Origin of the sequence: Xanthobacter sp. YC-JY1 (assembly GCF_021730305.1) — a bacterium.
GTDB lineage: Bacteria > Pseudomonadota > Alphaproteobacteria > Rhizobiales > Xanthobacteraceae > Xanthobacter > Xanthobacter flavus.
Genome location: NZ_CP032674.1, coordinates 2749685 through 2766731, shown reverse-complemented (window position 1 = coordinate 2766731; position 17047 = coordinate 2749685). Strand labels below are relative to the sequence as shown.

Annotated in this window: 16 protein-coding genes; 10 read left to right on the top strand and 6 right to left on the bottom strand. The window is 67.9% G+C overall.

Annotated elements, in window-relative coordinates; all coding sequences use genetic code 11:
- Window positions 1-36: 36 nt before the first annotated feature.
- A complete protein-coding gene (gene clpS / locus D7006_RS12895) occupies window positions 37-363 on the top strand; it encodes an ATP-dependent Clp protease adapter ClpS (RefSeq protein ID WP_169121436.1) in 327 nt (108 codons plus the stop codon).
- A 246-nt stretch (window positions 364-609) separates the two neighbouring features.
- The gene (clpA, locus tag D7006_RS12890) at window positions 610-3060 is read left to right on the top strand and encodes an ATP-dependent Clp protease ATP-binding subunit ClpA (RefSeq protein WP_229644353.1); all 2451 of its coding nucleotides are present in this window, start codon (window positions 610-612) and stop codon (window positions 3058-3060) included.
- 73 nt (window positions 3061-3133) lie between these two features.
- Here clpA and D7006_RS12885 read toward each other — a convergent pair whose 3' ends face one another.
- The gene (locus tag D7006_RS12885) at window positions 3134-3640 is read right to left on the bottom strand and encodes a sterol desaturase family protein (protein WP_237353263.1); all 507 of its coding nucleotides are present in this window, start codon (window positions 3638-3640) and stop codon (window positions 3134-3136) included.
- 147 nt (window positions 3641-3787) lie between these two features.
- On the opposite strand from D7006_RS12885, the gene D7006_RS12880 reads away from it, so the two are divergent.
- Together D7006_RS12880 and D7006_RS12875 are read left to right on the top strand one after the other, a co-directional pair.
- Window positions 3788-4168 carry a 4a-hydroxytetrahydrobiopterin dehydratase gene (locus tag D7006_RS12880; protein ID WP_237353262.1) on the top strand — a complete coding sequence of 127 codons (381 nt, stop codon included), beginning with the start codon at window positions 3788-3790 and terminating at the stop codon, window positions 4166-4168.
- A gap of 42 nt (window positions 4169-4210) precedes the next feature.
- Window positions 4211-5269, top strand: a complete 1059-nt coding sequence (locus D7006_RS12875) for an aminotransferase class III-fold pyridoxal phosphate-dependent enzyme (RefSeq protein ID WP_237353261.1) — start codon at window positions 4211-4213, stop codon at window positions 5267-5269.
- 6 nt (window positions 5270-5275) lie between these two features.
- Here the strand turns inward: D7006_RS12875 and D7006_RS12870 are convergent, their stop codons facing one another.
- From D7006_RS12870 to D7006_RS12850, 5 genes are read right to left on the bottom strand one after another with little or no spacing between them, the layout of a single operon-like run.
- The gene (locus D7006_RS12870; RefSeq protein ID WP_237353260.1) at window positions 5276-5995 is read right to left on the bottom strand and encodes a (5-formylfuran-3-yl)methyl phosphate synthase; all 720 of its coding nucleotides are present in this window, start codon (window positions 5993-5995) and stop codon (window positions 5276-5278) included.
- Window positions 5992-6561 carry a DUF447 domain-containing protein gene (locus D7006_RS12865; RefSeq protein ID WP_169120095.1) on the bottom strand — a complete coding sequence of 190 codons (570 nt, stop codon included), beginning with the start codon at window positions 6559-6561 and terminating at the stop codon, window positions 5992-5994. The genes D7006_RS12870 and D7006_RS12865 overlap by 4 nt, the downstream gene beginning before the upstream one ends.
- A complete protein-coding gene (locus tag D7006_RS12860; protein ID WP_237353259.1) occupies window positions 6558-7979 on the bottom strand; it encodes a DUF6513 domain-containing protein in 1422 nt (473 codons plus the stop codon). Before D7006_RS12860 ends, D7006_RS12865 begins: the two co-directional genes overlap by 4 nt.
- A gap of 3 nt (window positions 7980-7982) precedes the next feature.
- Window positions 7983-8561, bottom strand: coding sequence for a flavoprotein (locus D7006_RS12855; RefSeq protein ID WP_168457965.1), 579 nt, complete (start codon window positions 8559-8561; stop codon window positions 7983-7985).
- Window positions 8558-9196, bottom strand: a complete 639-nt coding sequence (locus D7006_RS12850) for an aspartate kinase (protein WP_237353258.1) — start codon at window positions 9194-9196, stop codon at window positions 8558-8560. The genes D7006_RS12855 and D7006_RS12850 overlap by 4 nt, the downstream gene beginning before the upstream one ends.
- 212 nt (window positions 9197-9408) lie before the next feature.
- Here D7006_RS12850 and D7006_RS12845 point away from each other — a divergent pair, with 212 nt between their 5' ends.
- The 6 genes from D7006_RS12845 (at window position 9409) to D7006_RS12820 (ending at window position 17040) form a co-directional block, all read left to right on the top strand.
- Window positions 9409-9801, top strand: a complete 393-nt coding sequence (locus D7006_RS12845) for a cytochrome c family protein (protein ID WP_237353257.1) — start codon at window positions 9409-9411, stop codon at window positions 9799-9801.
- Window positions 9802-10113: 312 nt separating this feature from the next.
- The gene (locus D7006_RS12840) at window positions 10114-10839 is read left to right on the top strand and encodes a 16S rRNA (uracil(1498)-N(3))-methyltransferase (RefSeq protein ID WP_237353256.1); all 726 of its coding nucleotides are present in this window, start codon (window positions 10114-10116) and stop codon (window positions 10837-10839) included.
- 251 nt (window positions 10840-11090) lie between these two features.
- Window positions 11091-12212, top strand: coding sequence for a carboxylate-amine ligase (locus D7006_RS12835; RefSeq protein WP_237353255.1), 1122 nt, complete (start codon window positions 11091-11093; stop codon window positions 12210-12212).
- Between the two features lie 203 nt (window positions 12213-12415).
- Window positions 12416-14950, top strand: coding sequence for a magnesium-translocating P-type ATPase (gene mgtA, locus D7006_RS12830; protein ID WP_237356906.1), 2535 nt, complete (start codon window positions 12416-12418; stop codon window positions 14948-14950).
- Window positions 14925-15386, top strand: a complete 462-nt coding sequence (locus D7006_RS12825) for a thiol-disulfide oxidoreductase DCC family protein (protein ID WP_237353254.1) — start codon at window positions 14925-14927, stop codon at window positions 15384-15386. The genes mgtA and D7006_RS12825 overlap by 26 nt, the downstream gene beginning before the upstream one ends.
- The gene (locus D7006_RS12820) at window positions 15379-17040 is read left to right on the top strand and encodes an SDR family oxidoreductase (RefSeq protein WP_237353253.1); all 1662 of its coding nucleotides are present in this window, start codon (window positions 15379-15381) and stop codon (window positions 17038-17040) included. The genes D7006_RS12825 and D7006_RS12820 overlap by 8 nt, the downstream gene beginning before the upstream one ends.
- Window positions 17041-17047 lie beyond the last annotated feature (7 nt).

Sequence of the window (17047 nt, the reverse complement as noted above, 5' to 3'; positions counted from 1 at the left end):
GGCGCCGATCGCGCCCGCGTGGCTCCCGCGCGCGCCATGGCCGGAGAGCCGCCGCGCAAGGGCGACGGACCGGGCACCGCCGTCATCACCCGCACCAAGCCCCAGACCAAGCGGCCGAGCCTCTATCGCGTGCTTCTGCTGAATGACGACTACACGCCGATGGAGTTCGTGGTGCACGTGCTCGAGCGGTTCTTCAGCAAGAACCGCGACGAGGCCAACCGCATCATGCTCCATGTCCATCACCACGGCGTGGGCGAATGCGGCGTTTTCACCTACGAGGTCGCCGAGACGAAGGTGACTCAGGTGATGGATTTCGCCCGCAAACATCAGCACCCGCTTCAGTGCGTGATGGAAAAGAAGTAAGCCGCAACAGCCGGCGACCAGACTTTTCGCAGAAAAAGTGATCGTGACCCGACCCGGGCGGAAGCTCGGGCCTGCGGGGCGTTGTGCCGTCGTCAAGTGCTATTCGGCGACGGGCCCCCGCGCTTTCCTTTCACCGAGGGACTTGCGCACTGCGGCATCCAGTACGAAGTTTGTGTGAATGGTGCACGTGCTCCGGATCTGGGGGAAGATTCCGAAAGTCCGGTGCGACGCGCGAAAGAGGTGTCGATGCCTACATTCTCACGCAGCCTCGAACAGTCGCTCCATCGCGCTCTGGCCCTCGCGAACGAACGCCACCACGAATACGCGACTCTCGAGCATCTGCTTCTCTCGCTTGTCGACGATCAGGATGCGGCCGCCGTCATGCGCGCCTGCAACGTCGACATGGAGAAGCTTCGTCGCAATCTCATCGAATACGTCGACACCGAGCTGGAAAATCTCGTCCAGTCCGGCTCGGACGATTCCAAGCCGACGGCCGGTTTCCAGCGCGTTATCCAGCGTGCGGTCATCCATGTCCAGTCCTCGGGCCGCGAGGAGGTGACGGGGGCCAACGTGCTCGTCGCCATCTTCGCCGAGCGCGAGAGCCATGCCGCCTATTTCCTGCAGGAGCAGGACATGACGCGGTATGACGCGGTCAACTACATCTCCCACGGCATCGCCAAGCGCTCCGGCATGTCCGAGAGCCGGCCCGTGCGCGGCGCCGACGAGGAGACCGAGACCAAGTCCGGCGACGACAAGCAGAAGAAGGCCGACGCGCTCGACGCCTACTGCATCAACCTCAACAAGAAGGCGCATGAGGGCAAGATCGACCCCCTCATCGGCCGCGACAGCGAGATCACCCGCACCATCCAGGTGCTCTGCCGCCGGCAGAAGAACAACCCGCTGTTCGTGGGCGACCCGGGCGTCGGCAAGACCGCCATCGCCGAGGGCCTCGCCAAGCGCATCAACGATGGCGAGGTGCCGGAGGTGCTGGCCACCGCCACCGTCTTCGCTCTCGACATGGGCGCGCTGCTCGCCGGCACCCGCTATCGCGGTGACTTCGAGGAGCGCCTCAAGCAGGTGGTGAAGGAGATCGAGGCCTATCCCAACGCGATCATGTTCATCGACGAGATCCACACGGTCATCGGTGCCGGTGCGACCTCGGGCGGGGCCATGGATGCGTCCAACCTGCTGAAGCCGGCGCTGGCCTCCGGCTCGCTCCGCTGCATGGGCTCGACCACCTACAAGGAATACCGCCAGTATTTCGAGAAGGACCGCGCCCTCGTCCGCCGCTTCCAGAAGATCGATGTGGCCGAGCCCACCGTGCCCGACGCCATCGAGATCCTGAAGGGACTGAAGCCCTACTTCGAGGACTACCACAAGCTGCGCTACACCAACGACGCCATCAAGGCGGCGGTGGAGCTGTCGGCCCGCTACATCCATGACCGCAAGCTGCCGGACAAGGCGATCGACGTGATCGACGAGTCGGGTGCGGCCCAGATGCTGCTGCCCGAGGCCAAGCGTAAGAAGACCATCGGACTCAAGGAGATCGAGGCGACCATCGCCACCATGGCGCGGATTCCGCCCAAGACCGTCTCCAAGGACGATGCCGAGGTGCTGGCCAACTTGCAGACGACTCTGAAAAGGGTGGTCTACGGGCAGAACAAGGCCATCGAGGCGCTCTCCGCCTCCATCAAGCTGGCCCGTGCCGGCCTGCGTGAGCCGGAGAAGCCCATCGGCTGCTATCTGTTCTCCGGCCCCACCGGCGTCGGCAAGACCGAGGTCGCCAAGCAGCTCGCCTCCATCCTGGGCGTGCAGCTCCTGCGCTTCGACATGTCGGAGTATATGGAGCGCCACACCGTGAGCCGCCTCATCGGCGCGCCTCCCGGCTATGTGGGCTTCGACCAGGGCGGCCTGCTGACGGACGGCGTGGACCAGAACCCGCATTGCGTGCTGCTGCTGGACGAGATCGAGAAGGCCCATCCGGACCTCTTCAACATCCTCCTGCAGGTGATGGACCACGGGAAGCTGACCGACCATAACGGCAAGCAGATCGACTTCCGCAACGTGATCCTCATCATGACCACGAATGCGGGCGCCGCCGACCTTGCCAAGCCCGCTTATGGCTTCACCCGCCAGAAGCGTGAGGGCGACGACTCGGAGGCCATCAGCCGGACCTTCGCGCCGGAGTTCCGCAACCGCCTCGACGCGGTGATCCCGTTCGGTCACCTCCCGCCCGAGGTCATCACCCAGGTGGTTGAGAAGTTCGTGCTGCAGCTGGAGGCCCAGCTCGCCGACCGCAATGTCACCATCGAGCTCTCCGACGAGGCGGGCACGTGGCTGGTGGATCGCGGCTACGACGAGCAGATGGGGGCGCGGCCCATGGCCCGCGTCATCCAGGAGTTCATCAAGACTCCGCTGGCGGACCTCGTGCTGTTCGGCGCGCTCAAGAATGGCGGCCACGTCCGCGTGGTGGTGGAGGGCGAGGGCAAGGACTCGAAGCTCGGCTTCGAATTCCCCGAAGGCCCCGTCACCCCCAAGCCGGAGAAGATCGTGCCGGCTCCCGCCAAGCGCCGCAAGCCGGCGGCCAAGTCGAAGGCCAAGCCCACCCCCAAGGGCAAGGGCCCGAAGGGCGGGCCCGCCGGCGGCTCGGGCCGCTCCGGCAGCCCGGTGCCCAAGCTGCCGCTGGTCAAGGCCTGACGCATCTCCGATCAAACAGAAAGAGGCGGCTCTCGGGCCGCCTCTTTTCGTTTCAGGATCAGGAATTGCGCGGCTATTCCGCGGGCTCGCTGTTCTTGAGGCTGCCGCCGTGAAGCTTCTTCAGCTTGGCCTTCAGCGCGGCCGGCGGCGGCGCGTAGATGAAGCCGAAGGAGACGCAGCCCTCCTTGCCCTCTACCGCGTGATGCAGCCGATGCGCCTGAACGAGGCGCTTGAGATAGCCGTTGCGCGGCACGTAGCGGAACGGCCAGCGCTGATGCGTGATGCCGTCGTGGACGAAGAAATACAGGAAGCCGTAGACGGTCATTCCCACGCCCACCCACAGCAGCGGGCCGCCATTGCGATAGAAATAGATGAGCAGGATGGCGATGCCGGCGAACACGACCGCATAGAGGTCGTTGCGCTCGAACACGCCTTCGCGCGGCTCGTGGTGCGATTTGTGCCAGCCCCAGCCCCAGCCGTGCATCACATATTTATGCGCTGCCCACGCCACGCCCTCCATGGCGGCGACTGTGAGGAGCACGATCGACGTGTTGACGAGGAAGGCAAGCGCGTTCGACATAGTTCTCCATCCGCTGCGGCAGAACGGGATATGCCCGGGGCTGCCGCGGGCCTCGTCCTTATACAGCATCACCCGGCGCGTGGCGCACTGTGCAAGATCAACTGGCAAGATCAACTGCACGCGCCCGGGCCTGCCGCGGAGCCGACCATGACCGTCGATCGCAAGAAGACCTTCCCTGCGGAGGAGGTGGCCGCCCACCTCGATGCCGAGCTGCCCCACTGGCGCTACGAGGACGGCTGGATCAAGCGCACCTACAAGACCAACAGCTGGAAGGGCACGCTGATGGTCATAAACACCGTCGGCCATCTCGCGGAGGCGGCGTGGCACCATCCCGACCTCACCGCCTCCTATGCCTGGGTGGAGGTGCGGCTCCAGTCCCACGACGCCAAGGGCATCACCGTGCGCGATCTCGCACTTGCGAAGAAGATCGAGGAGGTGGTGCAGTGGCAGCCCGGTGCCGGCGAGGATGAGCCGCTTGAGGGCACGCCGCAGCACGATCTGCGCTTTTCCTACATCAAGTACGACTGATCCCGGCGCGCTCCTTGCTTCATCCGGTGGATGGAGGAGCGCGTGTCCGCAATCGCCCCAGATGCTTCCTGTGTTGAAGCGCCGCCCGACGACGCAGCCGCCGTTGCGGCGCCGGTGCTCGATTTCTCGGGTGCCGTCCGCTTCGATCGCGCGCGGATTATCGAAGGGGATGCCAGCGAAGGGGAGGGCGCTCCCGCCTCCGCCAGATGTGCCGCCCTCCTGACGGACCATTCCTTCGGCGACGTGGCCCGTTTCTTTGCTGATCGCGCGACGGCCTGGCGCGCGGCGGTCGAGACCATCCGTCTCCACCACCGCACGGCGGGACGGCCCAAGCGGCGGGAGATCGTTGTCGTCTCCGACGACCCGCGGCTTCCCCCGGCGCTGGCGCAGGATGCGGGCGTGCGGCGTATCCCGGAGGACGAAGCGGCCATCGAGGCCGCCATGGGGCCGAACGTGGCGGCGCTGCTGCTTGTGCCCGCCTCCATCGATGCCGGCCTGCGCTTCCTGCCGGGCTTCCTCCTCGCCGCGGCACGGCAGGCGGCAGATGAGTATGGCGTGGTGCTGATGTTCGACGAGACCGATTCCGGCCTCGGGCGCACGGGCATGGCCTTCGCCCACGAATGGCGCGGCGTGGCGCCGGATGTGATGGTGATCGACGGGCTGCCGGGCGAGGCCGAAGGCGGGGAGGGCGCTTCGGCATTGGTGCTGAGCGCCCGTCTCGCCCGCAGCCTGCCCTCCGGCCTGCCTTTGCTGGACGAGAATGCAGCCGCCGGGCTGCTGCTGGCCCTATCGGCCGCCTTCGCTCCCGGCTTCGAGACGCGAGTGCAGGAGATGGGCTGGAAGCTGGAGGACCGGCTCGCCACCCTGCGCTGGCGCCGGCCGGACCTGTTCACCGATACCACGGGCACCGGCCTCGTTCAGGGGCTGGTTTGCGTCGGGCCGGCCGCGCCGCTGGCGGAGGCATTGGCCGGGCAGGGGCTGCTCACCCGGCCGCTCGGCAACGTGCTCGCTGTGCTGCCGCCGCTGACCGTCACCGAGGCAGAGATTGCAGCGGCGGGCGATATTCTCGACGCGGTGGTGGCGGCGTTCCCGCCCGCCTGACCGGCCTCAGGCGAGGATGCGCCCCGCCAGCGTATCGCGCACGGCGGCCAGACGTACCGGATCGAGGGCGCTGGTCCGCCCCTCGGCGCAGAGCGCACCGCGGAAGCCGAGATAATGCGGCCGCAGCGCCGCGAGCGGGGCGATATCCGCCATCTTCAACGAGCCCGCGAGGCCGGTCAGCAGCCCTTCCGCGCGGGCGGCCGAGACAAAGCGGGCGAGGGTTTCCACCGGCAGGTGGGCGAGCAGGCCGCCAGCCGCCTTGTCCGCCGTGTCCAGCATCACGCCGTGGAAGCCGCCGGCGGCGAACAGCGGCACGGCGGCAAGGTCCGGCGCCTGATCGGCGAAGAGCACGGCGATCAGGCGCGTCTCGCGGGCGACGGGGCGAAGGGCGTCGAGCACCGCCGCCAGGGCGGCCTCATCGCCGAGGGCAAAGCCGATCTTCACCAGCGGCACGCCGGTGGCGGCGGTGCGCTCGGCCGCGGTGCGCAGCACGTCCGGCTCCAGCGGATGGTCACCCACCGTGGCGCTGAGGTTGCCCGGTGCTCCGGCGGCGCGCCACACGGCCACGGCCTCCACCAGCGCCTGCGGCGCCCAGGCGCCCAGCGCGCCCTCGGAGGGGTTCTTGAGGTCCAGGATATCGACGCCGACGGCAAGCGCCGTGCGCATCTCGTCGAGGGTCGCCACCGATGCGAGGAGGCCCGGCCGGGCGGGAACGTGCGCCGTCATGAGGCCGCCCGCGCCCGGTGGTCGGCGATGGTCTCGCACAGCCAGTCCCATGCCTCGCGCTCCGCCGGGCCGGCGGTCTTGTCGATGGCGATGGAGAGATAGTTCATCTCCCGGTCCACCCGGTCCGGGTCCATCATGTGCAGGCGCGAGACGAGAATGGCGCCTTCCAGCACAGCGGCCACGGCACGGTTCAGCCCGAGGAAGGGGGCGTGGGTCTCGCGGTGGATGGTGCGGCAGAAGAAGCGGGGACGGGTGGGGTCGTCCTCCATCCGCGCCACTTCCACCTCGTCATGGGCGAGGCAGTCGGCGAGGCGTGCTGCGCCCTTGAGAAGGGTGGCGGGAACGGTGGGCCAGGAGCGGTGGCGGCCAGTGATGCAGCCCGCGAAGATGCGGGCATCATCGGAGAAGTTCACCACGCAGCTGCGCGCCGCCGCCAGGTTGTCCAGCGTGCGGGAGGGGCGGAAGGGCTGGAGCAGATAGCCGCCCTCCACCACGGTCGCGCCCATGGGCGCGATGTGCGCCTCTCCGGCGGCCGAGACGGTGGTGACGATGGTCTCCCGGATCACGCGCTTTCGCCTTTCTTCTTCGCGGCAGAAAGCGTCGAGCCCGCTTCCTTGAATGTCAACCGATGGGCCTCGTCGGCGCTGCCGCCGGTCTCGCCCGCGACGCCCCATTTCAAGGGCTCGTCCTGCGCATAGCGCTTGCCGAGGTGGTGGGCGATCTCCGCCCGCGCAGTCTCCACGCCGAGATAGAAGGCGTGGGCGCCATCGTCCTCCACCTTGAGGTGGGGGAAGAGGGCGAAGGGGTTTGCCGCCACATGGTGGCCATCCCGGTTGTAGACGTGGATCCCCTCTTCCGTCACCTCGATGCGGAAATTGCGGTCGGCCACCGTGGACGCGAGCCGGGCTACCTCCTCGGGCGTGGTGGACCAGGGGCGCCGGTCGCGCAGGGCCATCAGCCCGCCGCCGAAGCCCTGGGGGAGGGCGCCGGCCTCCCGCGCGGCGTAATATTCCCGCCGCGCCCGGTCGAACTCGCGCACCGCCGTGCGGCAATGCGGGCTCACCTGCACCGCGAGGACGGCATTGAGGCCCAGCTCGGAGATGATGCCCATCAGCAGCGCATTCATGCCGGTGGTATCGGCATCCGTCAGCTCGGTGACGTTGCCGATGCCCATGAGGATGGGAATGTCCGGCTTCAGCCGCCGCAGCTCCGCATAGCGCACCAGAGACGCGGTGAAGCCGAGATGGATGGGATCGAGGATCGGATCGGCGAGGAAGGGCCGTCCCGCCGCCTCGCACGCTTCGATGGCGCGGACGAGGGAGGCGAGGTCTCCCGCCTGCGCCGGCACCAGCACGGGCACGGCCGGGCCTTCATCGGCGATGGTGAGGTTGGTCTCGTTGAGGCTGAGCAGAAAGTCCGCCCCGGCGCGGGTGCCGCGACGCAGCTCCTCCGGGTCGAAGCTGTCCACGCTCACCTTGAAGCCCTCGGCCTTGAGGGCGGCGATGGCGTCCTCAAGATGCGGGAAGGGCTGGTCCGGCAGGGCGCCGAGGTCGATCACGTCCGCGCCCTCGCCCCTCAGGAAGCGGGCGCGCTCCAACAATTGCGGAACGGACAGGCGGGTCGCGTCCACGATCTCGGCGAAGAGCGTCACGTCGTGGCGGTCGAGGGGCACGTTGCGGCCCTTGCCTCGGCCGAAATAGGTGGGCAGGTCCGCCGCCTCTTCCGGCCCCCGCTCGAATGGCAGGCCGAAGCGCGCGGCGAGGCGCTGAAGGTCGCCCCGGAAGCGTCCGGGCATCAGCACCTTGTCCGTGCCTTCGGGCAGCTTGAGGCGGCGCTCCACGATCTCTGCGGTCATGAGCGCCGCGACCTTCACCCCGATGTTCACCACCACCGGATCTAGCGTGCCGTCCGCCAGCTCCTCCGCGATGCGGCGGATGCGGGGCTCGGCCAGCGAGCCGGTGACGAGGGCGACGCGCTCGGCCATGGCTCAGGCCGGGACGGGATAGAGGGTGGCAAGCTCGGCACGGCGGCGGGCGACGGCGAGGCGCAGTTCCTCCAGCGTCTCGGCCACCACGGTCGCCTCGAAGGTCTTGAGCTTCGCGGTGTTCTCAAGATCGATGCGGCGCGGATAGACCGGCACCGGGCCTTCCGGCGCCATGGTGATCATCTCCGGCTGGCTGTCGCAGGCGAACACGATGCAGGCCACCCGGCACTTGCCGGCCTGGGCGAAGCAGTTGGTGACGAGCGTGTCCGAAATGCCGTGCACCGCCTTCGCCACCGTATTGGAGGAGGCGGGCGAGACGACGAGGGTGTGATACTCGCCGTGATAGAAGCGCCCGATGGAGGCGGAAGACGCTGAATTGTCGCGGAACACCTGCGTCTGGGCGGGCAGGGGTTCCTTGTCCTGTTTGTACATGCGCAGCACTTCGTCCGCGGCGTCCGAGATGAACAGGTCCACGTCCTGAAGCTCGCGGATGATCTCGATGCTCTCGGTGAAATAGTGCCCGGAGCCGGTGAGGGCCCACGCCCAGCGGGGCGGCTTCTTGCTGGAACGGGTCTCGCTCATGATCGGCGCGGGCCTTCTCTTGTTTCCTCGATGCTCTGCGGCGCGGGCGGTTCGAGCGCCAGCTCCATCAGCGCCCCGTCGTCGGCGGGGACGAGGACAATATCGCCAGAATAGTCCCGTGCCATGGTCGCAAAAGCCGCATCCACGAGACCGGTCGCAGTCCAGGCCGCAAGGTCCGCCGCGCGGTCGCCGTGCCGCGGCACTTGAACGCCCGGCGCCTTTATCAGAACCAGCCGGTCGGCCGCCAGCCGCGCCGCGAGCCAGAGCGCGAGACTGTCGGAGGTCACGTCCCAGCTTTGGGGAATGTCCGGGGCGTCGAGGGCTATGGTGGCGGGAAGCCAAAGGGCCGCGCCGTCAGCCGCGGCGGACATCAGCTCGGCCGGCGTCCGCGCGGGGCGCAGGCGGGGAGCCATGTCGAGGAAGGCATAGGCCATCTGCTCCATGGCGAGGATCGCCATGCGGTGGGCTGCCCCATCGGAAAGTCCAATCTGCGGCTGCATCACGCGAACCTGATCGGCCAGCGCTCCGCCCCCCGGCACGAGCACCAGCCCCTTCCGGCCCGCGAGGCGTTCGAGCAGGAGCCGGGGCGGGGCGCCCCGCGTCAGGCTTCCACCGATTTTGACGACAAGGGTCACGCTGAATCTGCCATTCCGGGAGGTCTCAAGGTCGCATCGAAGGCCGGGTTGGAAACATGCTAAGGAACCCGACCCCTCCGCCACGGATATATGTGGTTTCAGAGGTGGAGGTGTCTGCCCGGTAAAGCATCAAGCTGGCTTCCGCGAATCCGCAGGTGCGAACACAGCGCCTTGCGGAGCCGGGGCCCGGCCGACAGAGAGGATATAGCTCAATGCGTCTTGTTCTGGCTTCCGTCCTTGTCCTCGCCGCCGCCACCGGCTCGGCCTATGCCGATCCCGACGTCGCCAAGGGCGAGACCGTGTTCAAGAAGTGCATGGCCTGCCATGCCATCGGCCCCGACGCCAAGGTGAAGGTCGGCCCGCCGCTGAACGGCATCGTGGGTGCCAAGTGGGCGCACTTCGAGGGCTATGCGTATTCCCAGGACATCAAGGACGGCGCGGCCGCCGGCAAGGTTTGGGACGAGGCGATCCTCAATGACTACATCGAGAATCCCAAGCACCTCGTGCCCAAGGGCAAGATGGCCTTCGCCGGCGTCAAGAACGAGGATGAGCGAAAGGACCTGATCGCGTTCCTCGCCCAATTCAAGCCCGACGGCTCCAAGTAAGCGGCTTCTCGCAGGCGTCGACGCGGGGTCAAACCCGAGCGGCACCTGAGCCGTAGCGAGCATCCGCGCGACGTCCTGCCGCGACTGGCATGGTATCAGCATCCCGCGCATCACCCATTCGGGGGATGCAACCAAGGGCTGCTTTTGTGGATTATGCCCTTGCGCCGGTCAGGGCGTCATCTCCGAGGGGCGTTCGGGGGTCGGGGCAGGCGGAGTCCTTCGGGTCTCCGCCTGTTTTCGTTTCCGGGGTTCGGAACCACAAGCTTGCAACGCGCGCCGATGCGTGGTGTGCCTCCGGCGAGAGGAGCCGCCATGCCCGAGCACGATTTCCACGCCCAACGCCTGCACGTCGCCGCCGATCTGGCCGAGGGCTCCGAGATCGTGCTGGAGCGCGAGGCGGCGCATTACGTGGCCAACGTCATCCGCCTCGGTGTCGGCGAGGACATTCTCCTGTTCAACGGCCGGGACGGTGAGTGGCGGGCGACACGGATCGCCGGCGGCAAGCGCGAGGTGCGCCTTGAAGTGCTGCGCGAGACGCGCGCCCAGCCGCCTGCCCCGACGCTGGAATATGCATTCGCGCCGCTGAAGCATGCGCGGCTCGATTATATGGTGCAGAAGGCGGTGGAGATGGGCGCGGGCATCCTGAGTCCGGTCATCACCCGTTACACCCAGGTTTCCCGCGTCAATGTCGAGCGCATGACCGCCAACGCCATCGAGGCGGCCGAACAGTGCGGCATCCTCAGCCTGCCCCATGTGGAGGAGCCGCGCCCGCTCGACAGCTGGCTCGCGTCCCTCGCCGAGGACCGTCTCCTCGTGTTCTGTGACGAGGCCTCAGCCGATGAAGACCCCATCTCCGCGCTGAAGCAGGCCCGTCCGGGACCGGTGAGCGTCCTGATCGGCCCGGAAGGGGGATTCAGCCCGGAAGAGCGCACGCGCATCGCCCCGAGAGGCCTCACCCTCAGCCTCGGCCCGCGCATCCTTCGCGCCGATACGGCCGCCGTGGCCGCCCTTGCGCTGGTGAATGCGGCGCGTCGGTAGGGGTGCTAAAACGCCCAGATCGAACTTTTGTTCCAGCGATCCCCATAAAATAGTTTTTGCGATTCGTTCGTAAACTACTTTGTATTTTGTCCATCTCGCGTGCGATGCGGGAAGATATTGAGCTTCAAGGCGCAATCGCACACAGGAATCGGTGCCCAAATTTAGACTGATTTGGCGTCAGTCTCCCCGGAACTTCGCAATGGGGCGGGCGTTACTGGCTCGCCGTAAAGTCGGGTTTTGTGGAGGGCTCCGTGTCGAACGATTACAGCTTCGGAATCGAAGAGGAGTTCTTCGTCGTCGATGCCCAGACGAAGGCGGTGCAAAGGCGCATGCCGTCTGGCTTTTTCGATGAGCTGAAGGAGCGGCTCGGCGATGCCGTTTCGGTGGAGATGCTCCAGTCCCAGCTCGAGATCGCGACCCGCCCGTCCACCGGCATCGGCAGCGCGCTGGACGAGATCCGTGGCCTGCGCCATGCGGTGTCGGACGTCGCGGGCGAGCATGGGCTGGCCGTCATCGCCTCCGGCACCCACCCCTCCGCCACCTGGGACGGCGTGCGCGCCACGCGGGCCAACCGCTACGACGGCGTGATGAACGACCTCAAGATGCTGGGCGAGCGCAACATGGTGTGCGGCCTGCACGTGCATGTGGAGCTGCCCGATCCGGACGAGCGGGTGGACGTGATGCGCCGCATTGTCTCTTACATCCCCCACTTCATCGCCCTCTCCACCTCCTCGCCCTTCTGGGGCGCCAAGCAGACCGGCCTGATGGGCTACCGGCTCGCCGCCTATGACGAGCTGCCGCGCACTGGCCTGCCGGAGATGTTCGAGAACAACGGCGATTATGAGCGCTATGTGGAGGCCATGGTGGCGGCGCGGGCCATCACGGATTCGAGCTATGTGTGGTGGGCCATCCGCCCCTCGCGCCAACTGCCGACCCTGGAACTGCGTGCGCCGGACAGCTGCACCCGCTCGACCGACACGGTGGCCATCGCGGCGCTCTACCGCGCGCTGGTGCGCTTCCTGGTGCGCAATCCCCATCACAACCGCGATGTGGGGCCGGTGGACCGGGCCATTGCCGACGAGAACAAGTGGCGCGCCCAGCGCTACGGCGTCCACGGCTCGTTCGTGGACCTTGCCCAGCGCCGCGCCGTGGCGGTGCGGGATGCGGTGGATGGGCTCGTCAACCTCGTGGCCTCGGACGCGGAAGCGCTGGGGTGTCTCGACGCGCTCATGCGCGTGCGCACCATTGCCGAGGAGGGCACCAGCGCCGATGCGCAGCTCGCCATCTTCCAGGAGGCCCAGCACCGCACCGGCAACCGCACCGAGGCCCTTGGCGCGGTGAAGAGCTGGCTGGCCACGACGACGATGCAATGAGGCCGCTGCGGAAGGTCGCTTTCCCGGTCGTTTCTTGATCGAGGCCAGTACCGGCGGGCGGTAAAAGTGCTCTAGGCTCCCGGCGGCTCGAACAGCGCCGGAGGCCGCCCGTGGAGATCGCCGGACAGGGTTCGCAAGGCAAGGCCCCCGGCGGCGCGGCCCTGCATTCCGTCGATGCCGGCGAGGGGGCGTTCTGGACGGAGATGCCGGACGCCCTCTGTCAGAAACTCGGCTGCGGCACCGCGGGGATATCCTCCAGTGACGCCGCCGAGCGGCTCGATCGCTTCGGGCCTAACCTCGACAAGCCGCCGAGCCGCACGACCCCGGTCCGCGCGCTGCTGCGCCGCCTGCTCGAGCCGCTGATGCTCATGCTGCTCGTTGCCGCCGGGGTCTCGGCCGCGACGGGCGATGCGGCGAGCGCGGTCATCATCATCCTCGTCATCGTCGCCTCCATCGGTCTCGACACGGTGCAGGAGGCGCGGGCTTCCAAGGCCGCGGCGGCACTGCGCGAGCAGGTCGCGCTCACCGCAGAGGTGTGCCGCGACGGCGTCTTCGCCACGCTCCCCACCGATCGGATCGTGCCCGGCGACGTGTTCCGCGTGCGCACGGGCGACATCATCCCCGCGGATGCGGTGATTCTCTCCGCCGACGGCTTTTCCGCGAACGAGGCCGCACTCACGGGCGAGCCCTATGCCGTGGAGAAGCGACCCGGAGCGGTCTCGTCCACCGTCGCGGCGGAGGCGACGAATGCCCTGTTCCGGGGCGCGGTGGCGCAGAGCGGCGAGGCGGTGGCGCTCGCTGTGGCCACCGGCAGAGGGACCCTGTTCGGCGCCGCCGCTGCCCTTCTGGCCGAGGATGCCGGCCTGTCGCCCTTCCAGCGCGATCTGCGGGCTCTGGGCTTCGTCATCGCCCGCGCGGCCGGCGTGCTGTCCTTGGCGGTGCTGGCGGTGAACCTCGTGCTGGGGCGGCCGCTGCTGGAATCGCTCATGTTCGCGGTGGCGCTCGCGGTGGGCCTCACGCCCGAGCTGCTGCCCATGATTACCACCGTCACGCTCTCGCGCGGGGCGGTGCGCATGGCGCAGCGCAAGGTGATCGTGAAGCGGCTCACCGCCATCCACGACCTCGGTGCCATGACGGTGCTCTGCACCGACAAGACCGGCACCCTCACCTCCGCCGAGATCGTGCTCGCCGCCAGCGAGGATGGAGGCGGGCAGGCGGCGCATCGGCCCGCCGAGCTTGCCGCCCTGTGCGCGGAACTGGCCGGTGATCGCAGCTGGATGGACACGGCCCTCGCCGCCGCTGCGCCGAATGCGGCGGATGGCTGGTCCGCCCCCTCCCGCCTTGGCTTCGGCTATGAGCGCCGCCGCGGCTCGGTGCTGGCGGAGCGTGCGGGGGAAGGCATCGCCGAGCGCCTCCTCGTCTGCAAGGGGGCGCCGGAAGCGGTGATGGACGTCTGCACCAGCCGCCGCGTAGGTGACACCATTGTAGAACTTGATGCCGAGGCCCGCGCCGCTCTCGCCGCGCAGTTGAAGCGTCATGCGGAGCAGGGCCTTCGGGCCATTGCCGTGGCGACGCGCGCCGGCACCCCGGACGGCATGGCCCGGACCGGCAGCCTTGAGCCGGAGGACGAATCCGGCCTCGTGCTGGAAGGCTTCTGCCTGTTCGAGGACCCGCCCAAGCCCACCGCCGCCCATGCGCTCACGCGGCTTGCGGCGGCGGGGGTCAAGGTGAAGGTGCTGTCGGGGGATGACCCCACGGTGGTCGCCCACGTCGCCGGGCAACTGGGCATCGATGCCGCTGACATGCTCTCCGGCGCCGAGGTCGCGCACCTGTCCGACGATGCGCTGCGGGTGCGCGTGCGCAGCGTGAACGTCTTCGGGCGGATGACGCCCAATCAGAAAGTGCGGGTGGTGCGGGCGCTGATGGCCAACGGCGAGACCGTGGGCTTCCTCGGCGACGGCGTGAACGACGCGCCGGGCCTGAAGCTCGCCGATGTCGGCCTCTCGGTGGACGGCGCGACGGGCGTGGCGCGTGCTGCCGCCGACATGATCTTGCTCGCGCCCGACCTCGACGTTGTGGCGGACGGGGTGGAGGAGGGGCGGCGGACCTTCGCCAACATCCTGAAATATGTGCGGATGGGTGCCAGCTCTAACTTCGGCAACATGCTGTCCATGGCGGCGGCCAGCCTGTTCCTGCCGTTCCTGCCGCTGCTCGCCACCCAGATCCTGCTCAACAACCTGCTCTACGACCTCTCCGAGGTCGGCATCCCCTTCGACGCGGTGGACGAGGCGGACCTCGCCACGCCCCAGCAGTGGGACATGAAAGGGCTGGTGCGGTTCGCAGCGGTAATGGGTCCGCTCTCCTCGCTGTTCGACTTCCTCACCTTCGGTGTGCTGCTGCTGCTGCTCAACACGGGCGTGGAGGCCTTCCGCACCGCCTGGTTCCTGGAATCCATCGCCACCCAGGTGCTGGTGGTCTTCCTCATTCGCACCCGCCTGCCCCTCGGCGCGACGCCGCCGGACCGGACGCTGATCATCTCAGCCCTGGGCGCCTTGGCGGTCGCATTCGTGGTGCCCCTGAGCGGCGTTGGGGGCTGGTTCGGCTTCGTGCCGCTCCCGGCGACGACTCTCCTTGCCGTCGCCGGCATTACGCTTGCGTATCTGTTCTGCGCGGAGGGCGTGAAGCATTTTGCCGTGGGAGGACCGCGGCCCCGTGGACGCGCCGGCACCGAGGGATAGGATGGGTGCCCTAACTGCAGGTCTTTCCATGGAATCCCTTCCGCCCGAACAGGATCTCATCGTCTTCGATGGCGCCTGCGTTTTCTGTTCGGCCTTCGCGCGCTTCATTGCTCGCCATGACCGGGAGCGGCGGTTTCTGTTCGTGACCGCCCAGTCGGAGCCCGGGCGGGCTCTCTATGCGCGGCACGGGCTGGATCCGGACCTCATGGAGACCAACATCGTCATCGTCTCCGGCCGCGCTCATATGCGGCTTCAGGCCTTCGCGGCGGCCATGGGCGCACTGGGGTGGCCGTGGATGGCCTTGCGTCCCTTGGGCTGGATCCCGCGGGTGGTCTCCGATCCGCTGTACGATCTCATTGCCCGCAACCGTTATCGCTTCGGGCGGCAGGCGTGTCCTGCGCCGTCAGCGGAGCTGAAGGCGCGGCTCATTGCTTGAGGTCGTCCTCGTTCTCGGAGGCTACGGGGTCTTCGGCTCTCGCATCAGCATGGCCCTCGCCCGCGTCGAAGGGATCGATCTCATTGTCGCAGGCCGCGACCGGAACGCCGCTGTTGCCTTCTGCGCCGTCCACGGCGGCCGGCCGGACATAATCGATCGGGAGGACCCGGCGCTGGCGGCGCGGATTGCAAGCCTGTCGCCGTTCCTCGTCATTGATGCGGCAGGCCCGTTTCAGTCATATGGCGCACGGCCATATCGCGTCGCCGAGGCGGCGCTCGCGGCCGGGGCGCACTATCTCGATCTCTCGGACGATCCGGCATTTACCATAGGTATCGCGCGACTCGATGATGTCGCGCGGAAGGCTGGCCTTGCAGTTTTGTCTGGCGTTTCGAGCGTGCCCGCTTTGTCGTCCGCCGCCGTGGTGGACCTAGCCGAAGACATGGACGACATCCATCTCGTGGATACAGTCATCCTTCCCGGCAACCGGGCACCGCGCGGCCTCTCCGTGGTGCGCGCCATCGTCGGCCAGGCAGGCCGCCCGATACGCATGTGGCGGGGAGGGCGATCAGAGAGCGTTCCGGGATGGAGCGGCCTTGAGTGCGTCTCGCTAAGCCTATCCGGGAAGCCGCCCCTGTCCGGACGGTGGGCCAGCGTCAATGCAGCCCCCGATCTGGAGCTTTTCCCGCGATGCTTCCGGGCGCGCTCGGTGGTGTTCCGCGCCGGGCTCGAACTGAAAACCATGCACGCCGGACTTTTGATCCTGTCCATGCCGGTACGCTGGGGGCTCTTGGGAAGCATCGCGCCGTTGGCGCGTCCTCTCAAGTGGGTCGCGGAGCGGCTTAAGCCTTTCGGCACCGATGCGGGTGGCATGCGCGTGTGCGTCTCCGGGCTTACCAGACAGGGCCGGGCGGAGGTGCGCGCATGGGTGCTGCTGGCGGGCTCGGGTGAGGGGCCGCACGTGCCCGCCGTTCCGGCCCGGGTGATGTTTGAGAGGCTGCTGGCGGGCAAGGTGCCCCCGGGAGCGAGGCCTTGTGTGGCCGAGTTTGCGCTGGCCGAGGCCGAGGCGGCCATGGCGAACCTCGATATTTCCACCGAAAGTACGGCGCGGGAATTCCCGCTCGTGTTCGCCGAAACGTTGGGAGCCGCGTTCGGCGCGCTTCCGCCGGCAGTGCGTGACCTCCACACGGTCATGGATGTCCGGCGTTGGAGCGGCGAGGCGGACGTCGAGGAGGGAACGGGGCATCTGGCGCGGCTCGTCCGAATGCTCATGGGGTTCCCGGCGCCCGGGACTGCCATCCCGGTGAAGGTCAGGATGGAGCGGCGTGGAGAGGCTGAGATTTGGGAGCGGCGGTTCGCCGGCCGGCCGCTGCGGTCCCGTCTCGCGCGCGCTGGTGCGGGAATCCTGCGGGAGCGGTTCGGACCGCTGAGTTTCGACATCGCGCTGAACGTGGTGGGAGGGCGGCTGGCCTACCCAGTGGTCGCCGGGTATTGCGCCGGCCTTCCATTGCCGCGCGCGCTTCTGCCGATCAGTGAAACGATCGAAAGCATGGATGCAGAGGGACGGGTGACGTTCGACGTGGCGATTTCTCTGCCGAGGGTTGGCAGAATCGTACGTTATCGCGGCTGGCTGGTACCTGATGAAGCCGAGGCATGAGGCGACG

Excerpts from the sequence above, each read along its gene's own strand:
- clpS (WP_169121436.1), top strand. The coding sequence starts at position 37 with ATGGCCGGAGAGCCGCCGCGCAAGGGCGACGGACCGGGCACCGCCGTC.
- clpA (WP_229644353.1), top strand. The coding sequence starts at position 610 with ATGCCTACATTCTCACGCAGCCTCGAACAGTCGCTCCATCGCGCTCTG.
- D7006_RS12885 (WP_237353263.1), bottom strand. The coding sequence starts at position 3,640 with ATGTCGAACGCGCTTGCCTTCCTCGTCAACACGTCGATCGTGCTCCTC.
- D7006_RS12880 (WP_237353262.1), top strand. The coding sequence starts at position 3,788 with ATGACCGTCGATCGCAAGAAGACCTTCCCTGCGGAGGAGGTGGCCGCC.
- D7006_RS12870 (WP_237353260.1), bottom strand. The coding sequence starts at position 5,995 with ATGACGGCGCACGTTCCCGCCCGGCCGGGCCTCCTCGCATCGGTGGCG.
- D7006_RS12860 (WP_237353259.1), bottom strand. The coding sequence starts at position 7,979 with ATGGCCGAGCGCGTCGCCCTCGTCACCGGCTCGCTGGCCGAGCCCCGC.
- D7006_RS12855 (WP_168457965.1), bottom strand. The coding sequence starts at position 8,561 with ATGAGCGAGACCCGTTCCAGCAAGAAGCCGCCCCGCTGGGCGTGGGCC.
- D7006_RS12845 (WP_237353257.1), top strand. The coding sequence starts at position 9,409 with ATGCGTCTTGTTCTGGCTTCCGTCCTTGTCCTCGCCGCCGCCACCGGC.
- D7006_RS12840 (WP_237353256.1), top strand. The coding sequence starts at position 10,114 with ATGCCCGAGCACGATTTCCACGCCCAACGCCTGCACGTCGCCGCCGAT.
- mgtA (WP_237356906.1), top strand. The coding sequence starts at position 12,416 with ATGCCGGACGCCCTCTGTCAGAAACTCGGCTGCGGCACCGCGGGGATA.